The sequence below is a fragment of the Dyella ginsengisoli genome (assembly GCF_044904665.1).
Taxonomy (GTDB): domain Bacteria; phylum Pseudomonadota; class Gammaproteobacteria; order Xanthomonadales; family Rhodanobacteraceae; genus Dyella_A; species Dyella_A ginsengisoli.
Genome location: NZ_JADIKM010000002.1, coordinates 450,301 through 471,457 on the forward strand (window position 1 = coordinate 450,301; position 21,157 = coordinate 471,457).

Sequence of the window (21,157 nt, forward strand, 5' to 3'; positions counted from 1 at the left end):
ACAGGAAACAATTCGCCGGCGGCGTCACAGATGTCGCCACTGAAACGTCTGTGAGGTACGGACCGGCCCTGGCCGGCGCGGAATGCGCCTCGCGCCGGCGAGCGCAGAGCCTTGACCTCCCCGGACACGACCGATGACCCCCGATTCGCAAGACCGATCCCACTGCGCGAACAGCGACGCCCTCGCTGCGACCTTTTCCGCCAGCTATGCCGGTGTCGTGGCGTTCATCGCCGTGGCGACCGAAGGCAGTTTCGCCCGCGCCGGCGACCGCCTCGGCGTCGGCCGCTCGGCGGTCAGCCGCAGCGTGCAGAAGCTCGAGTCCCAGCTGGGCACGCGGCTGTTCCTGCGCACTACCCGGCACACCACCCTGACCCGCGAGGGCGAACTGTTCTACCGCAACTGCCATCCGGGCGTGGAGCGCATCGTGCAGGCGCTGGAGGACATGCGCGACCTGCGCGAGGGGCCGCCGCGCGGGCAACTGCGGATCAGCGCCATGGGAGGATTCGGACGTCGCATCGTGGCGCCGCTGCTCAACGGTTTTCGCGCCCGTTATCCGGAGATCGCCGTCGACTTGATGCTCGACGATCGCCCCACCGACTTCAGCGCGGACCGGATCGACGTGGCCTTTCGCGACGGGCATCTGGGCGACAGCCAGGTGATCGCCAAGCAGCTGATACCGATGCCGATGCTGGTCTGCGCCTCGCCCGCATACCGGCAGGCGCGGGGATTGCCGCGACAAGTGGAGGACCTGCCCGAGCACTCGTGCGTGAATTTCCGCACGGCATCGGGCCGGATCTCCGAATGGGAGTTCAAGGTCGACGGTCGGGTGCAGAAGTTTCAGCCGTCGTCCACCTGTACGTTCAACGACGACGAGCTGGTGCTGCAGGCCGTGCTCGACGGCCACGGCATCGCGCAGATGCCCGGTTACCAGGTCAGCGAACACCTGCGCGCCGGCCGGCTGGTGGCCTGCCTGGCGCAATATGCGCCGAACGATCGCGGGCACTACCTGTGCTATCTGAGCCGACTGCAGCTGCCGGCGCGCATCCGTGTGTTCATCGACTACATGACCACCGCCGTGCGCGCGCTGGATCTGGAGTGTGCGACCGGGCTCGCTCCCGTGCCGCCGGCAATCTCGCGCGAACCACGGCAAACGTCTGCGGCTGGCCGCGGCTGACCTGGCCGGCTCGCCCGCGGCGCGACGATTGGTGCGTCCAGCGCAACACGGCGAGCCCGCCGACGTGCCTACCGGCCGCCAGCCGCCATGCCTAGGATCGAATCGTCACGCGCCCCTGGCGCCCATGCAGAACGGAGGCTTCCCATGAAAATCGTCGTCATCGGTGGTACCGGGCTCATCGGCAACAAGGTCGTCGAGCGCCTGCGCAAGCGCGGCCACGACGTGGTGGCCGCAGCGCCGTCCTCGGGTGTCAACGCCGTGACCGGCGAAGGCCTGGACGCGGCGATGGCTGGCACCGACGTGGTGGTGGACGTCGCCAACTCGCCCTCGTTCGAGGACAAGGCGGTGCTCGCATTCTTCGAGGCATCGGCCCGCCACCTAGCCGGCGCGGAACAGAAAGCCGGCGTCAAGCATCACGTGGCGCTGTCGGTGGTGGGCACCGGGCGTCCCGCATTTGCGGCGAGCGGCTACATCCGCGCCAAGATGGCCCAGGAAGCACTGATCCGCGCGGCCGGCATCCCGTACACCATCGTCCACTCCACCCAGTTCTTCGAGTTCCTCAACGGCATCGCCGGCGATGCCGGCCAGGGCAAGGAGCTGCGTATTTCGAGCGGGTTGATGCAGCCGATCGCCTCGGACGATGTCGCCGATGCGGTGGTCGATGCTGCGCTCGGTGCCGCGGTCAACGGCACGGTGGAAATCGGCGGTCCCGAGCGGGCGCCGATGGCGGCATGGGTGCAACGCTTCCTCGCCGCCATCGGGGATACCCGCAAGGTGGTAGCGGACCCGCAGGCCCCTTACTTCGGCGCCGTGCTGGAGCCGGGCACGCTGCTGCCCGGCGACGGCGCACGGCTGGGCAAGCAGGATTTCCACGCCTGGTTCGCCCGCTCCGCGTTCGGCAACCACGGGGCGGCGGCGTGAAGCTCTACTTCCTGCCGGGCGCCAGCTCGCTGGCCGCGCATATCGTGCTCGAATGGATCGGTGCGCCGTACGAAACGGTAAGGATGAGCCACGACAGCCTGAAGTCGCCGGCATACCGGGCGCGCAATGCCACTGGTACCGTGCCGATGCTGGAACACGGCGACTTCACGCTTACCGAGAACGTGGCGATTCTCGGCTATCTCGCCGAGGTCCAGCCCGAAACGGGGCTGCTCGGCGACGGGTCGCCGCGCGGGCGCGCCGAGGTGATGCGCTGGCTGGGGTTTCTCAACTCCGACGTGCACAAGGCGTTCCTGCCGCTGCTGCGGGCCTCATGCTTTCTTGAAGAAGAAATCCCGGCGGGAGTGCCGGTGTACGGTGCGCGACGATACCTGCGCACCTGTCTGGAGCGACTCGACACCCGGCTGGCCGGCCGCGACTGGCTGGTCGGGAGACGCTCGGTCGCCGATCCGTATCTGCTGGTGATCCTGCGCTGGGCCGTCGGACTGGACATGGGACTGTACGGCCTTGATCACCTGATGCGCTTCGCCCGTCGCATGGAGGCCGATCCGGGCGTGCAGGCGGCGATACTTGCCGAAGAGGGCGTTCTCGCCTGAGGCCGATCCGGCCCGTCAAGGAGCCGTGCCCGTCATGACCGATCTGCGACCCCCTCCGCTCTCCCTGCTCGACAAGCATCTCGGGGCGGATTTCCTTCCGCTCTACACGGCGACCGTGCGCGTCGACGGCGGCGAATCCCGGCATGGCCGCGCCTCCGGGGTGGCCCGCTCCGACGACGGCGCCCTCGACGTGCGATTGCGTCTGCCCGAGCAGATGGGCGGCCCGGGCGGCGGCACCAATCCAGAGCAGTTGTTCGCCGCCGGCTACGCCGCCTGCTTCCACGGCGCATTGAGCCTGCTCGCGGCGCGAGCGAACGTGGCGATCCCCGACGCCGAGATCGTTGCCCGGGTCAGTTTCGGCCGCGACCCGGTCGATGGCCTGTTCATGCTCGTCGCGGACATCCGCATCCGCCTGCCGGGCGTCGACCGGGCGATTGCCGAGGAACTCGTGCGCAACACCGAGCGCATCTGCCCCTACGCGAAGATGGCCCGGGCAGGCATCGACTGCGTGGTCTCGCTCGATCCGTGATCGCGCCGCGGACGGAACGACGGCGGGCGCGCGTGCTCGCCGTTGCGGGCGCGGCGTGACAGCCCCGGCCCACTTTGCCACTATCGTGGTTTTGAACCGCGGCGATTCCGCCGCGCAGGGGTTCCTCGATGGCAAACCAGAACTCGCTCCGACGTGATGTCGGACCTTTCGCCCTGATGTTCACCGGCCTGGGCTCGATCATCGGCTCGGGCTGGCTGTTTGGCGCGTGGAACGCCGCCAAGCTGGCCGGCCCGGGCGCGATCTGGGCGTGGGTGCTGGGCGCGGTGATCATCCTGTCGATCGCGCTGACCTACGCCGAGCTGGGCGCGATGTTCCCCGAGTCCGGCGGCATGGTGCGCTACGGTCATTACTCGCACGGCTCGCTGGTGGGCTTCATCGCGGCGTGGGCGAACTGGATCGCGATCGTCTCGGTGATCCCGGTGGAGGCCGAGGCCTCGGTGCAGTACATGGCCGGCTGGAAGTGGCAGTGGGCGCAGGATCTCTACCACGCCGCGCCAGGCAAGCACGGCGAACTCAGCCACCTGGGCCTGGGCTTCGCGGCAGTGCTGGTGATCGTGTACTTCCTGCTCAACTTCTGGAGCGTGAAGCTGTTCGCCCGCTCCAACAGCCTGATCACCATCGTCAAGCTGATCATCCCGGCCGCCACCGGCATCGCACTGATCGCCAGCGGCTTCCACAGCGAGAACCTGTCGGTGGGCGCCAGCGGCGGCAGCCACGCGAACGACTTCGCGGCGATCCTCACCGCCGTGGCCACGGCCGGCATCGTGTTCAGCTTCAATGGCTTCCAGAGCCCGGTGAACCTGGCCGGCGAAGCGCGCAACCCGGGGCGCAGCATCCCGTTCGCGATCATCGGCGCCATCGCGCTGGCCACCGTGGTCTACGTGCTGCTGCAGATCGCCTACCTCGGCGCCGTGCCGCCGGACCTGCTGGCCCAGGCCGGCTGGAAGGGCATCAACTTCAGCTCGCCGTTCGCCGAACTGGCGGTGCTGGTCAACCTGAACTGGCTGGCGATCCTGCTGTACGCCGATGCCTTCGTCAGCCCCAGCGGCACCGGCATGACCTACACCGCCACCACCGCCCGCATGATCTACGGCATGGAGCGCAACGGCACGCTGCCGGCGATCTTCGGCCGGATCGATCCGAAGTCGGGCGTGCCGCGCCCGGCGATGTGGCTGAACCTGGTGGTGTCGTTCCTGTTCCTGTTCTTCTTCCGCGGCTGGGATTCGCTCGCCGCGGTGATCTCGGTGGCAACGATCATTTCCTACCTCACCGGCCCGGTCAGCGTGATGACCCTGCGCCGCACCGCGCCGGAGCTGCATCGCCCGTTCCGGCTGGCCGGGCTGCCGATCATCGCCGCGATCGCCTTCATCATGTCGGCCGAGCTGCTGTACTGGGCGAAGTGGCCGCTGACCGGCGAGATCATCCTGCTGATGGTGGTGGCGCTGCCGGTGTACTTCTATTACCAGGCCAAGCACGGCTGGAAGGATTTCGCCTCGCACCTGAGGGGCGCGTGGTGGCTGGTGGCTTACCTGATCACGCTGGCCGCGGTGTCGAAGATGGGCAGCGCCAAGTTCGGTGGCCTCGGCTACATCCCCTACGGTTGGGATCTGGCATTGGTGGCAGTGATCGGCCTGGTGTTCTTCCTGTGGGGCGTGAAGTCCGGCTGGCGCACGCCGTCGATCGAGGCGGAGCGGATGGAGGCCAACCGGCATCCGGACGACCTGCAGATTCCGCCGGACGAGGACGAGGTGGAGCGCGCCACCGGACATCGCTGAGTCCGGCTCACCCGGGTAGCTTCAACGAAAACGCGCGGCTGGTCCGCGCGTTTTCGTTTTTGGCGATTGTCGAAACCGCGGCGCGCGATCCGTCGTCTTTGCACCATCCACCCGAGGACCACCCGATATGCGCCAGCCCGCCCGCCTTCGCCCTGCCGCCACGCTTGCCCTGGCCTTCGGCGTGCTCACCGCCTTTGCCTGCACCAGCGCCGCCGCGGCACCGGTCACCTACCGGATCGACCCGGACCACACCTACCCCAGCTTCGAGGCCGACCACATGGGCGGGCTGTCGGTCTGGCGCGGGAAGTTCAACTCCAGTCGCGGCACGGTGACCCTCGACCGTGCCGCGCAGAGCGGCACCGTCGACGTGACGGTCGACATGGCGAGCGCGGACTTCGGGCAGGACAAGCTCAACGCGATGGCCCAGGGGCCCGAACTGTTCGATACCAGGCAATGGCCGCAGGCCCGTTACTCCGGGCATCTCGCCGGCTTTCGCCAAGGCGCGCCGACGCGCGTGGAGGGAACGCTGACACTGCATGGCGTCAGCCACCCGCTCACGCTCGCCATCCGCAGCTTCAAGTGCATGCCGCATCCGGTGTTCAAGCGCGAGGTCTGCGGTGCGGACGCGCTGGCAATGTTCAAGCGCGACGCTTTCGGCATGTCCGCCGGCAAGGATTACGGCTTCAACATGGACGTGACGCTGCGGATCCAGGTCGAGGCGATCCAGGCCGCCGATTGATGGCAGCGATGCCGGCCACGATGCGGATCGCAGGATCCCCCGTCCTGCTTTTCCGGCAGAAAACGATGCGAGGAGTCTTCCGATGACGGCCAACGCCCCTGCCCGCCACGACTGGCTGGCCTTCTATGTGCTGTGCATGGGCGTGCTGATGATCGTGCTGGACACCACGATCGTGAATGTCGCGCTGCCCTCGATCAAGGCCGACCTCGGCTTCTCCGAGACCGCGCTGGCGTGGGTGGTCAATGCCTACATGCTCACCTACGGCGGCTTCCTGCTGCTGGCGGGTCGACTGGGCGATCTGCTCGGACACCGCCGCGTGTTCCTGATCGGCATCGCCGCCTTCACGCTGGCCTCGCTCGTGTGCGGGCTGGCGACGTCACGTGGCTTGCTGGTAGCGGCGCGTGCGGCGCAGGGTCTGGGCGGTGCAGTGGTCTCGGCCGTGGCGTTGTCGCTGATCATGGACCTGTTCACCGAGGCCGGCGATCGCGCCCGGGCGATGGGTATCTACGGCTTCGTCTGCGCCGGCGGCGGCAGCATCGGCGTACTGCTGGGCGGCCTGCTCACCAGTGCGTTGAGCTGGCACTGGATCTTCCTGGTGAACCTGCCGATCGGCGTGGCAGTGGCACTGGCCACGCTGCGACTGGTGCCCGGCACGCGCAAGCCGTACGAAGGCCGACTGGACCTGGCGGGCGCGATCACCGTGACGCTCGCGCTGACCCTGGCGACCTACGCCACCGTCAACGGCAACGAGGCCGGCTGGACGTCGCCGCACACGCTGGGCGTGCTGGCGGCGGCGCTGGCGATGCTGGCCATCTTCATTACCGTGGAGATGCGGGTCCGCACGCCACTGATCCCGCTGGGCCTGTTCCGCCATCGCAATCTCAGCGTGGCCAGCCTGATCGGTGTGCTGTGGTGCGCGGCGATGTTCGCCTGGTTCTTCCTGTCCGCGCTGTACATGCAGCAGGTGCTCGGCTACGACCCGTTCCGCGTGGGACTGGCCTTCCTTCCCGCAAACCTGGTGATGGCGGCCTGTTCGGTGGGCCTGTCGGCGCGTTTGGTGATGCGTTTCGGCATCCGGCTGCCGCTCACCGCGGGACTGGCGATCGCGGCGGCGGGGCTGGCGTTGTTCGCGCGTGCGCCGCTGGACGGGCGCTTCGTCGTCGACGTGCTGCCGGCGATGACGCTGCTGGGCCTGGGCGCCGGGATCGCCTTCAATCCGGTGCTGCTGGCTGCCATGGGCGATGTCGCGCCGGATCAGTCGGGACTGGCGTCGGGCGTGGTCAACACCGCTTTCATGATGGGTGGCGCGCTGGGGCTGGCGGTGCTGGCCAGCCTCGCCGCCGCCCGGACAGGCACCCTGCAGGCGTCCGGCGGACCTGCGCTGGCCGCGCTCAACGGCGGCTATCACCTGGCCTTCGTGGCGGGCGCCTGCTTTGCGGCGGCGGCGGCGCTGGCCGGCGCCACTGCGCTGCGCCCCCAGCCCGCGGCCCGCGAGGCGACCCTTGGCGCGGGCGAGTGAGTCCGCGGGACGTGTTCAGATCCCGCCCAGCGCCAGCACGTCGCCCAGCAGCGCCTGCGCGGTGACTTCCGGTCCCGCGCCCGGACCCTGGATCACCAGCGGCTGGGTGTTGTAGCGGGTGGTGGTGAGCGCGAACTGGTTGTCGGTGCCGTACAGGCGCGCGGCCGGGTGCGTGGCCGGCACTTCCACCAGGCCCACGCGGGCGTGGCCACGCTGGTTGAGGCGGGCGAGGTAGCGCAGCACGTGGCCGCGCCCACGCGCTTCGGCGGCGCGGGCGGCGAGCGGCGCGTCGAGCTCGACCAGGCGATCGAGGAAGGCCTCGGTGGACAGCGGGCGCAGCGCTTCGGGGACCAGGCTCTCCACCTCCACCTCGTCGGTGTTGAGCGAGAAGCCGGCGTTGCGGGCGAGGATCAGCAGCTTGCGGGCCACGTCGTCGCCGGAGAGATCCGAACGCGGATCGGGCTCGGTATAGCCGAGCCGTCGCGCCTCGCCGAGCAGGGTGGAGAACGGCACGCTGCCGTCGTACTGGTTGAACAGGTAGGACAGCGAGCCGGAGAACACGCCTTCGAGCGTAAGCAGCGCGTCGCCGCAGCCGCGCAGGCGGCGCAGGGTGGAAAGCACCGGCAGGCCGGCGCCCACCGTGGCCGAATCGCCGTAGCGCGCCGCGCCAGCGGTGGCCGCCTGCAGCGCGCGCCAGCCGGTGAGCTCGCCGCCGGCCAGCGCCTTGTTGGCGGTGACGACGTGATAGCCGCGCTCCAGCCATTCGGCATGGCGCGCGGCCAGCGAGGCATTGGCGGTGGCGTCGACGATCACCTTCGTCACCACGCCGCTGGCGTCCAGCGCGGCCAGCAGCGTGGCGTTGTCGCGCGGATCGCCCTGGCTCTTGAGCTGCTCGCGCAACCCGCGACTGGCGAGCTGCGCCGGGTCGGTCTGCTGGCGTTTGGAATTGGCCGCGCCGACCAGCCGGATGCGCGCCGCAGCCGGCGTGCACAGCAGCTTGAGCAGGGCGCCACCGACCACGCCGGTGCCGAGCAGCACGATGGCGATGGCCGGCGCCTCGGTGGGCGCCTTGGGCGATCGCGGCGCGCCGAGCGGTTTGTCCGCCAGCACCGCACTCATGCGCGCACCTTGCGTTTGGAGGCGCCGACGGCGGCGGCACGGTGCAGCGCGGCGTCGAGGTCGCGCAGCAGGTCGTCGCCATCCTCGATGCCGACCGACAGGCGCAGCAGGGTGTCGGCGATGCCGGCGGTGCGGCGCGCTTCCGGCGCCATCGAGGCGTGGGTCATCGAGGCGGGGTGGGCGATCAGGCTCTCCACGCCGCCGAGGGATTCGGCCAGCGAGAAATATTCCAGCCCGTCGACGAAGGCGGCGATCTCTTCCACCTCGCCCTCCAGCTCGAAACTGAGCATGGCGCCGAAGCCCTGCTGCTGGCGCCCGGCCAGCGCGTGGCCGGGATGCTCGGCCAGGCCCGGGTAGTAGACCTTGCGCACGGCGCCGTGGCGGGCCAGGTGTTCGGCCACGCGCGCGGCGTTCTCCTCGTGCTGGCGCAGGCGCACGCCCAGCGTGCGCAGGCCGCGCAGGGTGAGGTAGCTGTCGAACGCGCCGCCGGTGAGGCCGTTGCAGTTGCCCCACCACTTGATCTGCTCGGCCAGCTCCGGCGTGCGCGCGACCACGGCGCCGCCGACCACGTCGCTGTGGCCATTGATGTACTTGGTGGTGGAATGCACCACAAGGTCCGCGCCCAGCGCCAGCGGCTGCTGCAGCGCCGGCGAGAGGAAGGTGTTGTCCACCACCACCAGCGCGCCGACCGCGTGCGCGGCGTGCGCCACGTGGCGGATGTCGGTGATGCGCAGCAGCGGGTTCGAGGGCGTCTCCACCCACACCAGCGCGGGCTTCTTCGCCAGGCCGGCGGCCAGTGCGGCGGGATCGGTGAGGTCGGCGAAGCTCACGCTGAAGCGGCCCTTCTTCGCCCACGCGTCGAGCAGCCGCCAGGTGCCGCCGTAGCAGTCGTGCGCGGCGAGCACGGTGGCGCCGGCCGGCACCAGCTCCAGCGCCAGCGCCACGGCGGACATGCCGCTGGAGGTGACCACCGCACCGGCGCCATGCTCGAGGTCGGCCAGCGCCTCGCCGAGCAGGTCGCGGGTGGGATTGCCGCTGCGCGAGTAGTCGTAGGCGCGCTTGCCGCCGAGCCCCGTGAAGCTGTAGTTGGTCGACAGGTGCAGCGGCGGCACAACGGCGCCGTGCTGGGTGTCCGACTCGATGCCGGCGCGGACGGCGCGGGTGCTGGGGGCCGAGGTGGTCATGGCGTATCCGATTCGGTAAACGTGAGAGACGAGGCGTTCAGCAACACAGCGCCTGGCGCAGCAGGGGGGCGAGCTGGTCGGTTTCCTTGAGGAAGCCGTCATGGCCGTAGGGCGACTCGACCACTTCCAGCGTGGCCGGCCCGGCGAGTCGGCGCTGCAGCTCGCACAGGTCGGCCAGCGGCACCAGCCGGTCGGAGGGAAAGCCGATCAGCGTGGCCGGCGTGGGCACCGACTCGGGCTGCACGTCGTGCAGGTCGATCGACTCGGACAGCGCCAGGAAGCGCTCGGCATCGAAGCGCTCGACGAAGCGGCGGCCGGCCTGGTCGAGGTAGTCCTCCACCGGGAAGTGGAAGCGATCCTCGCGAAACTCCGGAGCGGAGGAGAAGCGGCGGGCGAATTCCTCGCTGCCGCGGTAGGTGGTCATGGCCAGCTGGCGCGCCAGGCTCAGCGCCTCGTCCAGCTGCCCGCTGGACTGGCCCAACCGCACGATGCCGCGCTGCACGCTGCGCAGGGCGGTGGAGATGGGGTGCGCGCGATGCGCGCCGGCCAGCAGCACCAGCCGGTCCAGCTGCCACGGATGCGCCTTGGCGAAGGCCAGGCCCACCATGGCGCCGTAGGACGAACCGACGAAGGCTGCGATGCGGCCGATGCCCAGCGCGTCGATCAAGGCGCTGATCGCGTTGGCCTGGTCGGCACTGGAGATGGCGGTGGCGTCGCCCAGCTCGGCCGGGCTCAGCCAGTCGATCGCCAGCACGCGGTACTGGTTGAGGTCGATCGCCTTGCCCTCGCCCACCAGAGCCTGCCACCAGCCCGGCTGGGCCGCGCCCTCGGCGGCGATCACGTCGCGACTGGCCGAGATGCCGCCCTGCACCACCACGGTCGGCGCATCCGGCGCGCCGCACCACAGGTAGCTCACCTCCACGCCGCAGCGCCCGCCGCCGTAGGTGGGTTCGATGCTGACGCGGCGGCTGCAGCGCTGCGCGGTGAGCGCGGTGCGCGGCGACGGCGCGACGACAGCCAGTTGCGGCTGGGCGGAAGCGGTGGGGAGCTGGGCAAGCTGGGCGGACATCGGACTCTCCTGTGGCATCGCACCTGCGGAGAGTCGAGGGAGTGGCCCGCTGCGGACGCCGAGTAACGCGCCTGAAGCGACACCCCATCTACCGGTTGCGCCAGTGGCGCTCCGCAGGAGTTGGCACCGTTGCAGGATCGCTCCTGCAGGTTGCCCCGGCTTCAAAGGGCCTGTCCCTCAGCCGGTCTCGATGAGTGAGGTGGACTGTAAGGGCGACTTCCCGACCGTGTCAACAGACGTCTAGACGTCTATACGCCCATATGCGAAATATTCATGTGGCAATGGATGCACCTGAAACCATGGCGCGGCCGCTATGCTGGCCCGCCCTCAGCCACGCAACGAGCCCATGACGACACGCCCCGATTTCGCCGCCGCCGTCGGCCAGACCCCGCTGCTGCGCCTGCGCTTCGCCTCCGAAGCCACCGGCTGCGAGATCCTCGCCCGCGCCGAATTCATGAACCCCGGCGGCTCGGTGAAGGACCGCACGGCCCTGGGCCTGCTGCTCGACGCGGAACAGCGCGGCGCGCTGCGCCCGGGCGGCACCATCGTGGAAGGCACCGCCGGCAACACCGGCATCGGCCTGGCCCTGCTCGGCGCCAGCCGCGGCTACCGCACGATCATCGTGATGCCGGCCACGCAGAGCCGCGAGAAGATCGACGCGCTGCGCGTGACCGGCGCCGAGGTGAGGCTGGTGCCCGCGGTGCCGTACAAGGATCCCGGCCATTACGCGCACCAGGCGCGCGCGCTGGCCGCCCAGATGAACGCCGCCGATCCGGGCAGCGCCTGGTTTGCCGACCAGTTCGACAACACCGCCAACCGCGACTGGCACGAAGCCACCACCGGCCCGCAGATCTGGGAAGAAACCGGCGGCGCAGTGGACGGCTTCGTCTGCGCCTGCGGCACAGGCGGCACGCTCGCTGGCGTAGGTCGGGCGCTGAAGGCGCGCAAGGGCAGCGTCACCATCGCGCTGGCCGATCCGGCCGGCTCGGCGCTGGCCAGCTACGTCAACACCGGCGAGCTGGTCGCCAGCGGCAACTCGATCAGCGAGGGCATCGGCTCCTCGCGCATCACCGCCAATTTCGACGGCGCGCCGATCGACCTGGCGTGGTCGATCCCGGACGACGAATCGGTGCCGCTGACGCACCGGCTGCTGCACGAGGAAGGCTGGTGCGTGGGCGGCTCCAGCGGCGTCAACGTGGCCGGGGCGATCCGGCTGGCGCGGTCGCTGGGCCCGGGCCACACCATCGTCACCGTGTTGTGCGACGCGGGCACGCGCTACCAGGCCAAGCTGTTCAACCCGGCCTTCCTGCGCGCGAAGGATCTTCCGGTGCCGCAGTGGCTTGACGAGGCCTTTCCCGCCTGACCGGCGTCCGCCCGCGTCGGGGATGCGCTGATCAACCGGGCGCAGGCGGGATGCGGGGCAGCCGGTCGACAGGGTGTGTCGTGCGGCGCTGGGCGGGCGGCCTGTTGAAACTGCACGGCGCTGCATCACGGGCTCTCGGCATCGTTCTTCCGCCAGCTCATGCAACCGGTGGACGCCGGGTCTGTTGGTCCACCGGACTTCTCCGATCCTCAAGGCCCTGACCATCCGCGGTCGCTCCCCGCGTGCGGTGGGCAGGCTCGACAGACGGCGGGCCGGCCTCTCTCGCTCCACGATGCCGGGCGCAGCCATGCGCCCTCCACGCGTGCTCCGCCGCCCTGAGGCCAGTGGACAGACCGGACCGCTGCCGTCTGCGTCCATTTGGTCAGAGCATTCCCAAAGCCAACTGCTACGCTTTGCGCATGCCTCCCCTCCCCGACTTTTCCGCGCTGGACGATCGCCTGCAGCGCGACGGCTTCGCCTTTCTCACCGCCCGCGTGATGGGCGACCTGCTCGAAGCGCCGACCGCGCTCGCCGACTGGCCGGCCTTCGCCGCCAGCTGGAACGACCTGGCGCCGGATACCTACCTCGCCGCGCAGGGCCGCCACCGCCGCCGCCGGCACGCGACCTTCGCCGTGGGCGACGACGGCCAGCTGGTGCGCGCGCCGCACCAGCCGCACTTCCAGAGCCTGGCGTACAACCCGCTGCAGGGCGACATCCAGCGCTGGTTCGAGCCGATCGAGCCGGCGATCGCCGACGGCGCCACCCTGCGTCGCATCCTCGCCTTCTGCCACGCGCTGTTTGGCACGCTGGCCGCGCATGCGGGCGGCTGGCACATCGAGGTGCACCAGTTCCGCATCGAGGCGAAGCCCGGCGAAGCGGGCGAACCCACGCCCGAGGGCGTGCACCGCGACGGCGTGGACTACGTGCTGGTGCTGATGGTGGACCGCCAGAACATCGAGAGCGGCACCACCACCATCCACACCGCCGACGGCACCGAGCTGGGCAGCTTCACCCTGGTCGATCCGCTGGACGCCGCCCTGGTGGACGACGCCCGCGTGTTCCACGGCGTCACCCCGGTGACCCCGCTCGACCCGGCGCAGCCGGCCCACCGCGACGTGCTGGTGGTGACCTTCCGCCGCACCGGCAGCGCGACCTGATCTCCCGCCTCGACCGCCCGACTTATGACCACCGCCGCCTCCATCGTCATCGCCATCATTGCCCTGCTGCACGGGTGGTTCCTCGTGCTGGAAATGTTCCTGTGGAACCGGCCGTCGGGGCGGCGCGCGTTCGGCCTCACGCCGGAGTTCGCCGAGCAGTCGAAGGTACTGGCCGCGAACCAGGGGCTGTACAACGGCTTCCTCGCGGCAGGGCTGGCGTGGGGGCTTTGGCTGGGCGGCAGCGAGGGGCTGCACGTGAAGGCGTTCTTCCTCGGTTGCGTGCTGGTGGCCGGCGTGTATGGCGGGCTCACCGCCACCCGCAAGGTGCTGTGGATCCAGGCCGCGCCGGCGGCGCTGGGGCTGGCGCTGCTGCTCGTCGGTAACGCATAAATCGCGGTCCGCTCACACGCCGCCGTCAGGCGAGCGGCTACCATCACGACGGTATTCCACCTCAAAGGCTGCGCATGTCCCACGGCTCCATCCAACCTCGGGACGAGGCCCTTCGCTCCGCGCCGCACCCTGGCGAGCGACTCGCCTTCAACGGCGACAACACGTTCCAGCGCGAGCTGCGCCGGCGGGTGGAGGCCGACTTCCGGGAGCGCGGCTGCGCGCAGCGCGACAGCGCGGCGATGTACGCGAAAACCGCGATCATCCTGGCGGTGTTCGCCGCCTCGTATGTCGCGCTGGTGTTCTTCGTGCAGGCGTGGTGGCAGGCGCTGCCGCTGACCCTGCTGCTGGGCACGGCGATGGCCGGCATCGGTTTCAACATCATGCACGACGGTGGACACCAGGCGTATTCGCGGCATCGCTGGGTCAACAAGATCATGGCGTTCACGCTCGATCTGGTCGGCGGCAGCTCGTACATCTGGCAGTGGAAGCACGCGCGCTACCACCACACCTACGTCAACATCGCCCAGCACGACAGCGACATCGACCTGGGCGTGCTCGGCCGGCTCTCGCCCGAGCAGCCGCGGCGGCCGTGGCACCGTTTCCAGCACATCTACCTGTGGGTGCTCTACACGGTGACGGCGATCCGCTGGCACCTGTACGGCGACTTCCGCGACATGATCACCGGCCGCATCGGCGAGCGGCCGTTCGATCGTCCGCGCGGCTGGGATCTCGTCCTGTTCGTGCTGGGCAAGCTCGTTTTCTTCACGCTGGCGTTCGGCCTGCCGCTGGCGTTGCATCCGCTGGGCACGGTGGTGCTGTTCTACGCGGCGGTATCGGCGGTGGCGGGGTTCCTGCTGGCGATCGTGTTCCAGCTGGCGCACGTGGTGGAGGAAGCGGACTTTCCGCAGCCCGACGACGCCAGCGGCCGCATGGAGACGCCCTGGGCGATCCACCAGCTGCAGACCACGGTGGATTTTGCGCGCGACAACCGCGTGCTCAGCTGGCTGATCGGCGGGCTCAACTTCCAGGTGGAGCACCACCTGTTTGTGCGCATCAGCCATGTGCACTACCCGGCCGTGGCGAAAGTGGTGGAAGCGACCTGCCGCGAGTTCGGTGTGCCGTACCACGCGCACCGCACGTTCTTCGCCGGTATCGCCTCGCACTATCGCTGGCTGCGCCGGCTGGGCGCGGCGCCGGTCGTCGCGCCAGCGGCCGACGCCGCGCCGCTGGCCGCCCACTGAGCTGCCGAACCCGCATGGTTGCCGAACCTCGCGAAGCCGTCGGCCGCAAGTTCGACGCCGTCCTGCTGCAGCAGGCGCGCACGCGCAGCTGGGCCGTGCTGCACGACATCCGTGAGCGCATGCGTCCGGGCATCAGCGAGGAGGAGGCCAAGGCGATGGCGGCCGAGGTGTTCGCCGACCACGGCGTGGAGCGCATCTGGCATCCCACGCTGATCCGCATCGGCGCCAACACCACCAAGACCTGGCGCCAGCGCTCGGACCCGACGGTGCGGCTGGGCCAGAACGACAGCTACTTCATCGACCTGGGCCTGGTGTTCAGCCGCCACGAGGGCGATGTGGGCGACACCTTCGTGGTCGGCCACTCGCCCGAGCGGCAGGCCTGTGCCGAGGCTGCCCGCGCGCTGTTCCACGAGGTCGCGGACGCCTGGCGCCAGCGCGGCCTGAACGGCGAGGCGCTGTATGCCTTTGCCGGCGAGCGCGCCGCGGCGATGGGCTGGCGCTTCAACCACGCCACCCGGGGCCACCGCATCGGCGATTACCCGCACGCGGTGCACAAGGGCGGCACGCTCGATGCATTCGACGCCCACCCCGCCGACGGGCGGTGGATCCTGGAAATCCAGATCGCCCATCCCACCGAGCCGTTCGGCGCCTTTTATGAGGACCTGCTGGGCGGGCAAGGCCGTCCCGGGATGGCTGGCTGAACGGGGTTTCCCAAGGCGGCCTGCCGGACAATCGCGCTCGGACCACGGCAGCTGCGCCATCACAAGCACCAAACAATCGGCAGCCGGCGGACCGCGGAGCGCCGCTCCGCCACCGGGCGAAGGCCTTTCCGCGCCTGACCGGTCACCCGCCTGGACCGCCCGCCTGAACGCAGGGCTCTGATTTGCCAAGAAAGCCGGCTATAATCGGCGGTTTGACGCACCTGCGCCCTGACCAGACGGGAGCGGTGCAGGCACCGCAAACCGCAAGCGCACGACATTCCATGGGGCAGCACGAGCGCTGTCCTGCTCACGCTTCCCTTAAAACGCACCTACGGAACTCCGACAGTGGCCCGACAGAAACCCCTCAAGCTCTATCGCAATATCGGCATCATTGCGCACATCGACGCCGGCAAGACGACGACCACCGAGCGCGTCCTGTACTACACCGGCAAGAAGCACCAGATCGTCGACGTCCATGACACCAAGGACGGCAAGGGTTCGACCACGACCGACTATCTGGAGCAGGAGCGCAAGCGCGGCATCACCATCCAGTCGGCCGCCGTGTCGACCGAGTGGAAGGGCCACCAGATCAACGTGATCGACACCCCCGGGCACGTGGACTTCACCATCGAGGTGAACCGCTCGCTGCGCGTGCTGGACGGCGCCGTGGTGGTGTTCGACGGCGTGGCCGGCGTGGAGCCGCAGACCGAGACCAACTGGCGCCTGGCCGACCAGTACAACGTGCCGCGCATGTGCTACGTCAACAAGATGGACCGCATCGGCGCGAACTTCAAACACTGCGTGGACGGCATCCGCAACCGCCTGGGCGCCAACGCCGTGCTGTGCCAGATTCCGCTGGGCAGCCACGACGAGTTCATCGGCATGGCCGACCTGATCGCCGGCGTGGGCTACATCTGGAACAGCGACGACAAGGACAGCACCTGGGAAACCATCCCGCTGGACCAGATCGCCGATCATCCGAAGGTCAAGGCCTTCCAGGCCGCCGGTGACCGCGAGTGGGTGGCCAACCTGGCCTCGCTGCGCGAGCAGAGCATCGAGACGGCGGTGGAGATGGACGACGACGCCATGGACGCCTACCTGTCCAACGGCGACATCCCCTCGCTGGAGAAGCTCAAGGAGTGCATCCGCAAGGGCTGCGTCGCGGGCAAGCTGGTGCCGGTGTTCTGCGGCTCCTCGTACCGCAACAAGGGTGTGCAGCAGCTGCTGGACGGCGTGATCGACTACATGCCGTACCCGGGTGAGAACGGCGGCATCTCGATGGTGGACGAAGACGGCCACATCATCGGCGAGCAGGAAGTGTCCGACGACGCGCCGGTGCGCGCGCTGGCCTTCAAGGTGATCAACGACCAGTTCGGCACGCTCACCTTCACCCGCATCTACTCGGGCGTGATCAAGAAGGGCGATACCCTGCAGAACGTGACCCGCGGCAAGAAGGAGCGCGTGGGCCGTATCGTGGAAGTGCAGGCCAACGCCACCAAGGAAATCGACGAGGTCCGCGCCGGCGACATCTGCGCCTTCGTCTCGATGAAGGAAACCGAGACCGGTGACTCGCTCACCGATCCGGCCCATCCGGTGCTGCTGGAGCGCATGCGCTTCCCCGACCCGGTGATCAGCGTGTCGGTGGAGCCGAAGAGCCGCAACGACATCGACAAGATGTCCACCGCGCTCTACAAGATGGTGAAGGCCGACCCGTCGCTGAAGCTGGAAGTGGACAAGGAAACCGGGCAGACCGTGCTCAAGGGCATGGGCGAACTGCACCTGGAAATCACCATCGACCGCATGCGCACCGAGCTGGGCGTGGACGCGAACATGGGCAAGCCCAAGGTCAGCTTCCGCGAAGCCTTCGGCCAGACCGTCGAGCACACCTACACCCACAAGAAGCAGTCCGGCGGTTCGGGCCAGTTCGCCGAAGTGAAGATGGTGTTCGAGCCGGGCGAGCCGGGTTCGGGCGTGGTGTTTTCCGACGAGATCGTCGGCGGCCGCGTGCCGCGCGAGTACATCCCGGCGGTGCAGCACGCGATCGAGGTCGAGTCGCGCCAGGGCCAGGTGGCCGGCTACGAAGTGCTCGACTTCAAGGCGCGCCTGGTGGACGGCAAGTACCACGACGTCGACTCGTCGGCGCTGGCGTTCGAAATCGCCGGTCGTCAGTGCTTCCGCGAAGCGCAGCGCATGTCCAAGCCCAAGCTGCTCGAGCCGATCATGAGCCTGGAAGTGGTGACCGAGGCCGATTACCTCGGCGACATCATCGGCGACATCAACCGTCGTCGTGGCTCGGTCAGCGACCAGGGCCAGAAGGGTCCGCAGGCCTTCGTGCAGGGCTTCGTGCCGCTGGCGGAGATGTTCGGCTACATCAACTTCCTGCGTTCGGCCACCTCCGGCCGCGGCACCTTCACGATGATCTTCGATCACTACGAGGAAGTGCCGGCCAACCTGGTCGACAAGCTGATGGAGAAGGAAGCGAAGTAAGCCTTCGCTTGCGCAAGCACACTGGCTTCACGGCCGGTGTCCGAGAAAGCCCGGGGAGCGATCCCCGGGCTTTTTTTGTGCCTGCCGCAACTTCATGCGAGGCGCGCAAGTGGCCGCGCGCATCACTTGGTGCATCGCATGGTGACAACGCTGCGTGCGCTCGCCGATGCTCCGCGCCCACCGGTGATGCAGGGATCGCCGCAACCATCCGTTCGTCGACTGACAGGGAGATTCACATGCACATCGGCCACTCACCCGACACCGCAGATGCAATGCGCCCACAACCTCGCCGGCGACGACTCGCACAGGCTTGCCAGGCGGCGCTGCTCGGATTGCTCGCGGCCGGCGTGGTGCAGGCGCAGGACACGCCATCGACGCCCACCGCACAACAGGCCGACCAGAGCACCACCGCGAATCCGTCGACGCCCGCGAAGAAATCCGCCAAGCCCGCCGCCACCACGCTGCAGACGGTGGTGGTCACCGGCATCCGCGGCAGCATCGAGAGTTCGATCAAGGCCAAGCAGAACTCCGATGACATCATCGAGGCGATCTCGGCCGAGGACATCGGCAAGTTGCCCGACGCCAGCATCGCCGAGAGCCTGGCCCGCCTGCCCGGCCTGGCCACGCAGCGGCTGGACGGCCGCGCCAACGTGATCTCGATCCGCGGCCTGTCGCCGGACTTTGCCGGCACCACGCTCAACGGGCGCGAGCAGGCCACCATCGGCGAGAACCGCGGCGTGGAGTACGACCAGTACCCCTCCGAGCTGATCAGCAGCGCAGCGGTCTACAAGACGCCGGACGCCAGCCTGATCGGCCAGGGCCTGTCCGGCACGGTCGACCTGCACACGATCCGCCCGCTTGACCTGCCCCATCGCGCCGTCGTGCTCAACCTGCGCGGCGAGCACACCAGCAACGGCAAGCTCAACCCCGGCTCCGGTGTGGGCGACATGGGGCACCGCGCCAGCTTCTCGTACATCGACCAGTTCTTTAACCACACCCTCGGCGTCGCCGTGGGCTTCGCCCAGCTCGATTCGCCGATCCAGGAAAAGCAGTACCAGGCGTGGTGGTGGAGCGTGGACAACGGTCCGGGCAGCGCCGAGCAGAACTGGGGCGCCCCGCACACGCCGGGCATGCCCGACGGCGTGATCTCGCAGGAAGGCATGCAGCTGCGCGCCAAGTCCGAGCGGCAGAAGCGCAACGGCCTGATGGCGGTGGTCGAGTGGGCGCCCGGCGAGCACTACCACTCCACGCTGGACATGTACTTCTCCACCTTCAACCAGCGCCAGTTCACCAACGGCCTGCAGTGGTCGAGCAGCCCGTGGGACGGCATCTCCTACAGCAACGTCGGCGTCACGCCGTACCAGCCGTATCCGCTGGTCACCTCCGGCACCATCGACGGCATCAAGCCGATCATGCAGAACGAGTTCAACCGCGAGCACGACAAGCTGTTCTCGGTGGGCTGGAACAACCAGTACGACTTCGGCAACGGCTGGCAGGGCACGGCCGACCTGTCCTACTCCACCGCGAAGAAGAAGCTGCGCGACGCCTACCTGTTCACCGGCCTGCCCAACGGCGGCACCACCAGCGTCGACTTCAACACGCCGGTGGGCAACGGCTATCCCGACTTCCGCCCCGGCGTGGATCTGTCCAACCCGGCCAACGTGGTGTTCACCGACCCGGACAACTACGGCTACAACGGCCGCGAGGAGTTCGACCGCCAGAAGGACACGATCAAGGCGGTCCGGCTGGAGGCGACGCATCCGGCCGGCTGGATCTTCTCCGACTTCACGCTCGGCGCGGACTACTCCGAGCGCACCAAGGTGAAGTCCGCGGACGTCTATTTCGCCTGGCTCAACGGCAACGGCTCGGCCAACGGCACCTACAACCACGACTTCGGCACGCCGATCGGCGCCAGCCTGCTCGGCTCGCCCACCTCGCTCGGCTACGGCGGCATTCCCGGCATCGTCTATTACGACGTGCTCGACGCCCTCTCCAGCCAGTTCTACCTCACTGCCCGCAACGGCCTGGCCGACTACAACCGCAACTACACCGTGCGCGAGAAGGTGCCGGTGGCCTACGCCAAGTTCACCATCGACAGCCATCTGGGCGACGTGCCACTGCGCGGCAACGTGGGCGTGCAGTTCGTGCGCACCGACCAGTCGTCGCAGGCGCTGCAGACCAACGGCGACACCCTGGTGGGCCGCATCGCCGACGGCGCGAAGTACAACGAGGTGCTGCCCAGCCTGAACCTGGTGGCCCAGCTCACCGATCGCCAGTACCTGCGCTTCGGCCTGGCCAAGACCATGGCGCGCGGGCGCATCGACGACGAGAAGGTCGCCACCTCCGCCGGCGTGTCCGAAGTGACGAACGGACCGGCCGCCGGCCAGGTGCTGTGGTCGGGCAGCGGCGGCAACCCCAAGCTCAAGCCGTACATCGCGGTGGGCACCGACCTCTCGTGGGAAAACTACTTCGGCACGTCCAGTTACGTCGCCGTGGCCGTGTTCAACAAGAACCTGCTGAACTACATCTACAGGCAAACCACGCTCGACTACGACTTCTCCCACTACACCAACGACAACCCCACGCTCACGCCCACCAGCAATATCGGCTCGTTCACCCGGCCCGAGAACGGCACCGGCGGCAAGATGCAGGGCCTGGAGCTGTCCGGCGCGCTGGAAGGCGGCCTGCTGATGGATGCGCTGGACGGCTTCGGAATACAGGCGAACTACTCGCTGACCAACAGCTACATTCCCAAGAGCTCGATCTCGTCCATCCCCGGTGGGCCGCGCACCCTGCCCGGGCTGTCGCACAAGGTGGCGAACCTGGCGCTGTACTACGAGAAGCACGGCTTCTCCGCGCGCATCGCCGAGCGCTATCGCTCCTCGTTCACCGGCGAGGCGGTGGCGCTGTTCGACCAGCTCGGCTACACCAAGGTGCTGGCCAACAAGCAGACCGACCTGCAGCTCGGCTATGCCTTCGACGAAGGGCGCTGGAACGGCCTGTCGATCCTGCTGCAGGTGAACAACCTCACCAACACGCCCGATACCACCCAGCAGATCGCCGGCCTGCCCGACGGCGTGCAGGTGGCGCGTCCGCTGGAGTACGACACCTGGGGACGCACCGTGATGTTCGGGGTGAACTACAAGCTCTGAAC

At 68.8% G+C, this 21,157-nt stretch carries 17 protein-coding genes and 1 riboswitch; of the genes, 14 read left to right on the forward strand and 3 right to left on the reverse strand.

The window, feature by feature from the left end:
- The first annotated feature begins 133 nt into the window (after nucleotides 1–133).
- From ISP17_RS08970 to ISP17_RS09000, 7 genes are all read left to right on the forward strand, one after another.
- Nucleotides 134–1,174 (forward strand): LysR family transcriptional regulator, encoded by a 1,041-nt coding sequence (locus tag ISP17_RS08970; protein ID WP_404632239.1) that lies wholly within the window; start codon nucleotides 134–136, stop codon nucleotides 1,172–1,174.
- Nucleotides 1,175–1,318: 144 nt separating this feature from the next.
- The gene (locus ISP17_RS08975; RefSeq protein ID WP_404632241.1) at nucleotides 1,319–2,095 is read left to right on the forward strand and encodes an SDR family oxidoreductase; all 777 of its coding nucleotides are present in this window, start codon (nucleotides 1,319–1,321) and stop codon (nucleotides 2,093–2,095) included.
- Entirely contained in the window at nucleotides 2,092–2,709 is a 618-nt protein-coding gene (locus tag ISP17_RS08980) for a glutathione S-transferase family protein (RefSeq protein ID WP_404632243.1), read from the forward strand. Before ISP17_RS08975 ends, ISP17_RS08980 begins: the two co-directional genes overlap by 4 nt.
- Before the next feature lie 34 nt (nucleotides 2,710–2,743).
- Nucleotides 2,744–3,238, forward strand: coding sequence for an Ohr family peroxiredoxin (locus ISP17_RS08985; RefSeq protein WP_404632245.1), 495 nt, complete (start codon nucleotides 2,744–2,746; stop codon nucleotides 3,236–3,238).
- 128 nt (nucleotides 3,239–3,366) lie between these two features.
- The gene (locus tag ISP17_RS08990; RefSeq protein ID WP_404632247.1) at nucleotides 3,367–5,034 is read left to right on the forward strand and encodes an APC family permease; all 1,668 of its coding nucleotides are present in this window, start codon (nucleotides 3,367–3,369) and stop codon (nucleotides 5,032–5,034) included.
- A 127-nt stretch (nucleotides 5,035–5,161) separates the two neighbouring features.
- The gene (locus ISP17_RS08995) at nucleotides 5,162–5,773 is read left to right on the forward strand and encodes a YceI family protein (protein ID WP_404632249.1); all 612 of its coding nucleotides are present in this window, start codon (nucleotides 5,162–5,164) and stop codon (nucleotides 5,771–5,773) included.
- A gap of 82 nt (nucleotides 5,774–5,855) precedes the next feature.
- A complete protein-coding gene (locus ISP17_RS09000; protein ID WP_404632251.1) occupies nucleotides 5,856–7,292 on the forward strand; it encodes a DHA2 family efflux MFS transporter permease subunit in 1,437 nt (478 codons plus the stop codon).
- A 15-nt stretch (nucleotides 7,293–7,307) separates the two neighbouring features.
- Here ISP17_RS09000 and ISP17_RS09005 read toward each other — a convergent pair whose 3' ends face one another.
- Genes ISP17_RS09005 through metX form a run of 3 tightly spaced genes read right to left on the reverse strand, consistent with a single transcriptional unit; the run spans nucleotide 7,308 to nucleotide 10,664 of the window.
- Complete coding sequence (locus ISP17_RS09005; protein WP_404632253.1) at nucleotides 7,308–8,411, reverse strand: homoserine dehydrogenase family protein; 1,104 nt, start codon at nucleotides 8,409–8,411, stop codon at nucleotides 7,308–7,310.
- Entirely contained in the window at nucleotides 8,408–9,595 is a 1,188-nt protein-coding gene (gene metB, locus ISP17_RS09010) for a cystathionine gamma-synthase (protein WP_404632255.1), read from the reverse strand. The genes ISP17_RS09005 and metB overlap by 4 nt, the downstream gene beginning before the upstream one ends.
- 37 nt (nucleotides 9,596–9,632) lie before the next feature.
- Nucleotides 9,633–10,664 carry a homoserine O-succinyltransferase MetX gene (gene metX, locus ISP17_RS09015; protein WP_404632257.1) on the reverse strand — a complete coding sequence of 344 codons (1,032 nt, stop codon included), beginning with the start codon at nucleotides 10,662–10,664 and terminating at the stop codon, nucleotides 9,633–9,635.
- An 81-nt stretch (nucleotides 10,665–10,745) separates the two neighbouring features.
- Nucleotides 10,746–10,861, reverse strand: a riboswitch (SAM riboswitch).
- Between the two features lie 149 nt (nucleotides 10,862–11,010).
- Between metX and ISP17_RS09020 the strand changes: the two genes are divergently transcribed.
- The 7 genes from ISP17_RS09020 (at nucleotide 11,011) to ISP17_RS09050 (ending at nucleotide 21,155) form a co-directional block, all read left to right on the forward strand.
- Complete coding sequence (locus ISP17_RS09020; RefSeq protein ID WP_404632259.1) at nucleotides 11,011–12,027, forward strand: cysteine synthase A; 1,017 nt, start codon at nucleotides 11,011–11,013, stop codon at nucleotides 12,025–12,027.
- A gap of 419 nt (nucleotides 12,028–12,446) precedes the next feature.
- Nucleotides 12,447–13,184, forward strand: coding sequence for a 2OG-Fe dioxygenase family protein (locus ISP17_RS09025; RefSeq protein ID WP_404632261.1), 738 nt, complete (start codon nucleotides 12,447–12,449; stop codon nucleotides 13,182–13,184).
- 24 nt (nucleotides 13,185–13,208) lie between these two features.
- Nucleotides 13,209–13,574 carry a DUF1304 domain-containing protein gene (locus ISP17_RS09030; protein WP_404632263.1) on the forward strand — a complete coding sequence of 122 codons (366 nt, stop codon included), beginning with the start codon at nucleotides 13,209–13,211 and terminating at the stop codon, nucleotides 13,572–13,574.
- A 74-nt stretch (nucleotides 13,575–13,648) separates the two neighbouring features.
- Nucleotides 13,649–14,815 (forward strand): fatty acid desaturase family protein, encoded by a 1,167-nt coding sequence (locus ISP17_RS09035; RefSeq protein ID WP_404632265.1) that lies wholly within the window; start codon nucleotides 13,649–13,651, stop codon nucleotides 14,813–14,815.
- 14 nt (nucleotides 14,816–14,829) lie between these two features.
- Nucleotides 14,830–15,516, forward strand: a complete 687-nt coding sequence (locus ISP17_RS09040) for a M24 family metallopeptidase (protein WP_404632267.1) — start codon at nucleotides 14,830–14,832, stop codon at nucleotides 15,514–15,516.
- 345 nt (nucleotides 15,517–15,861) lie between these two features.
- Nucleotides 15,862–18,003: an elongation factor G gene (gene fusA, locus ISP17_RS09045; RefSeq protein WP_404632269.1), complete on the forward strand. Its 2,142-nt coding sequence runs from the start codon at nucleotides 15,862–15,864 to the stop codon at nucleotides 18,001–18,003.
- Between the two features lie 272 nt (nucleotides 18,004–18,275).
- Complete coding sequence (locus ISP17_RS09050) at nucleotides 18,276–21,155, forward strand: TonB-dependent receptor (RefSeq protein WP_404632271.1); 2,880 nt, start codon at nucleotides 18,276–18,278, stop codon at nucleotides 21,153–21,155.
- Nucleotides 21,156–21,157: the final 2 nt, after the last annotated feature.

Coding starts and splice junctions, on each gene's coding strand:
- ISP17_RS08970 (WP_404632239.1), top strand. CDS start 134: ATGACCCCCGATTCGCAAGACCGATCCCACTGCGCGAACAGCGACGCC.
- ISP17_RS08975 (WP_404632241.1), top strand. CDS start 1,319: ATGAAAATCGTCGTCATCGGTGGTACCGGGCTCATCGGCAACAAGGTC.
- ISP17_RS08985 (WP_404632245.1), top strand. CDS start 2,744: ATGACCGATCTGCGACCCCCTCCGCTCTCCCTGCTCGACAAGCATCTC.
- ISP17_RS08990 (WP_404632247.1), top strand. CDS start 3,367: ATGGCAAACCAGAACTCGCTCCGACGTGATGTCGGACCTTTCGCCCTG.
- ISP17_RS08995 (WP_404632249.1), top strand. CDS start 5,162: ATGCGCCAGCCCGCCCGCCTTCGCCCTGCCGCCACGCTTGCCCTGGCC.
- ISP17_RS09000 (WP_404632251.1), top strand. CDS start 5,856: ATGACGGCCAACGCCCCTGCCCGCCACGACTGGCTGGCCTTCTATGTG.
- ISP17_RS09005 (WP_404632253.1), bottom strand. CDS start 8,411: ATGAGTGCGGTGCTGGCGGACAAACCGCTCGGCGCGCCGCGATCGCCC.
- metB (WP_404632255.1), bottom strand. CDS start 9,595: ATGACCACCTCGGCCCCCAGCACCCGCGCCGTCCGCGCCGGCATCGAG.
- metX (WP_404632257.1), bottom strand. CDS start 10,664: ATGTCCGCCCAGCTTGCCCAGCTCCCCACCGCTTCCGCCCAGCCGCAA.
- ISP17_RS09020 (WP_404632259.1), top strand. CDS start 11,011: ATGACGACACGCCCCGATTTCGCCGCCGCCGTCGGCCAGACCCCGCTG.
- ISP17_RS09025 (WP_404632261.1), top strand. CDS start 12,447: ATGCCTCCCCTCCCCGACTTTTCCGCGCTGGACGATCGCCTGCAGCGC.
- ISP17_RS09030 (WP_404632263.1), top strand. CDS start 13,209: ATGACCACCGCCGCCTCCATCGTCATCGCCATCATTGCCCTGCTGCAC.
- ISP17_RS09035 (WP_404632265.1), top strand. CDS start 13,649: ATGTCCCACGGCTCCATCCAACCTCGGGACGAGGCCCTTCGCTCCGCG.
- ISP17_RS09040 (WP_404632267.1), top strand. CDS start 14,830: ATGGTTGCCGAACCTCGCGAAGCCGTCGGCCGCAAGTTCGACGCCGTC.
- ISP17_RS09050 (WP_404632271.1), top strand. CDS start 18,276: ATGCGCCCACAACCTCGCCGGCGACGACTCGCACAGGCTTGCCAGGCG.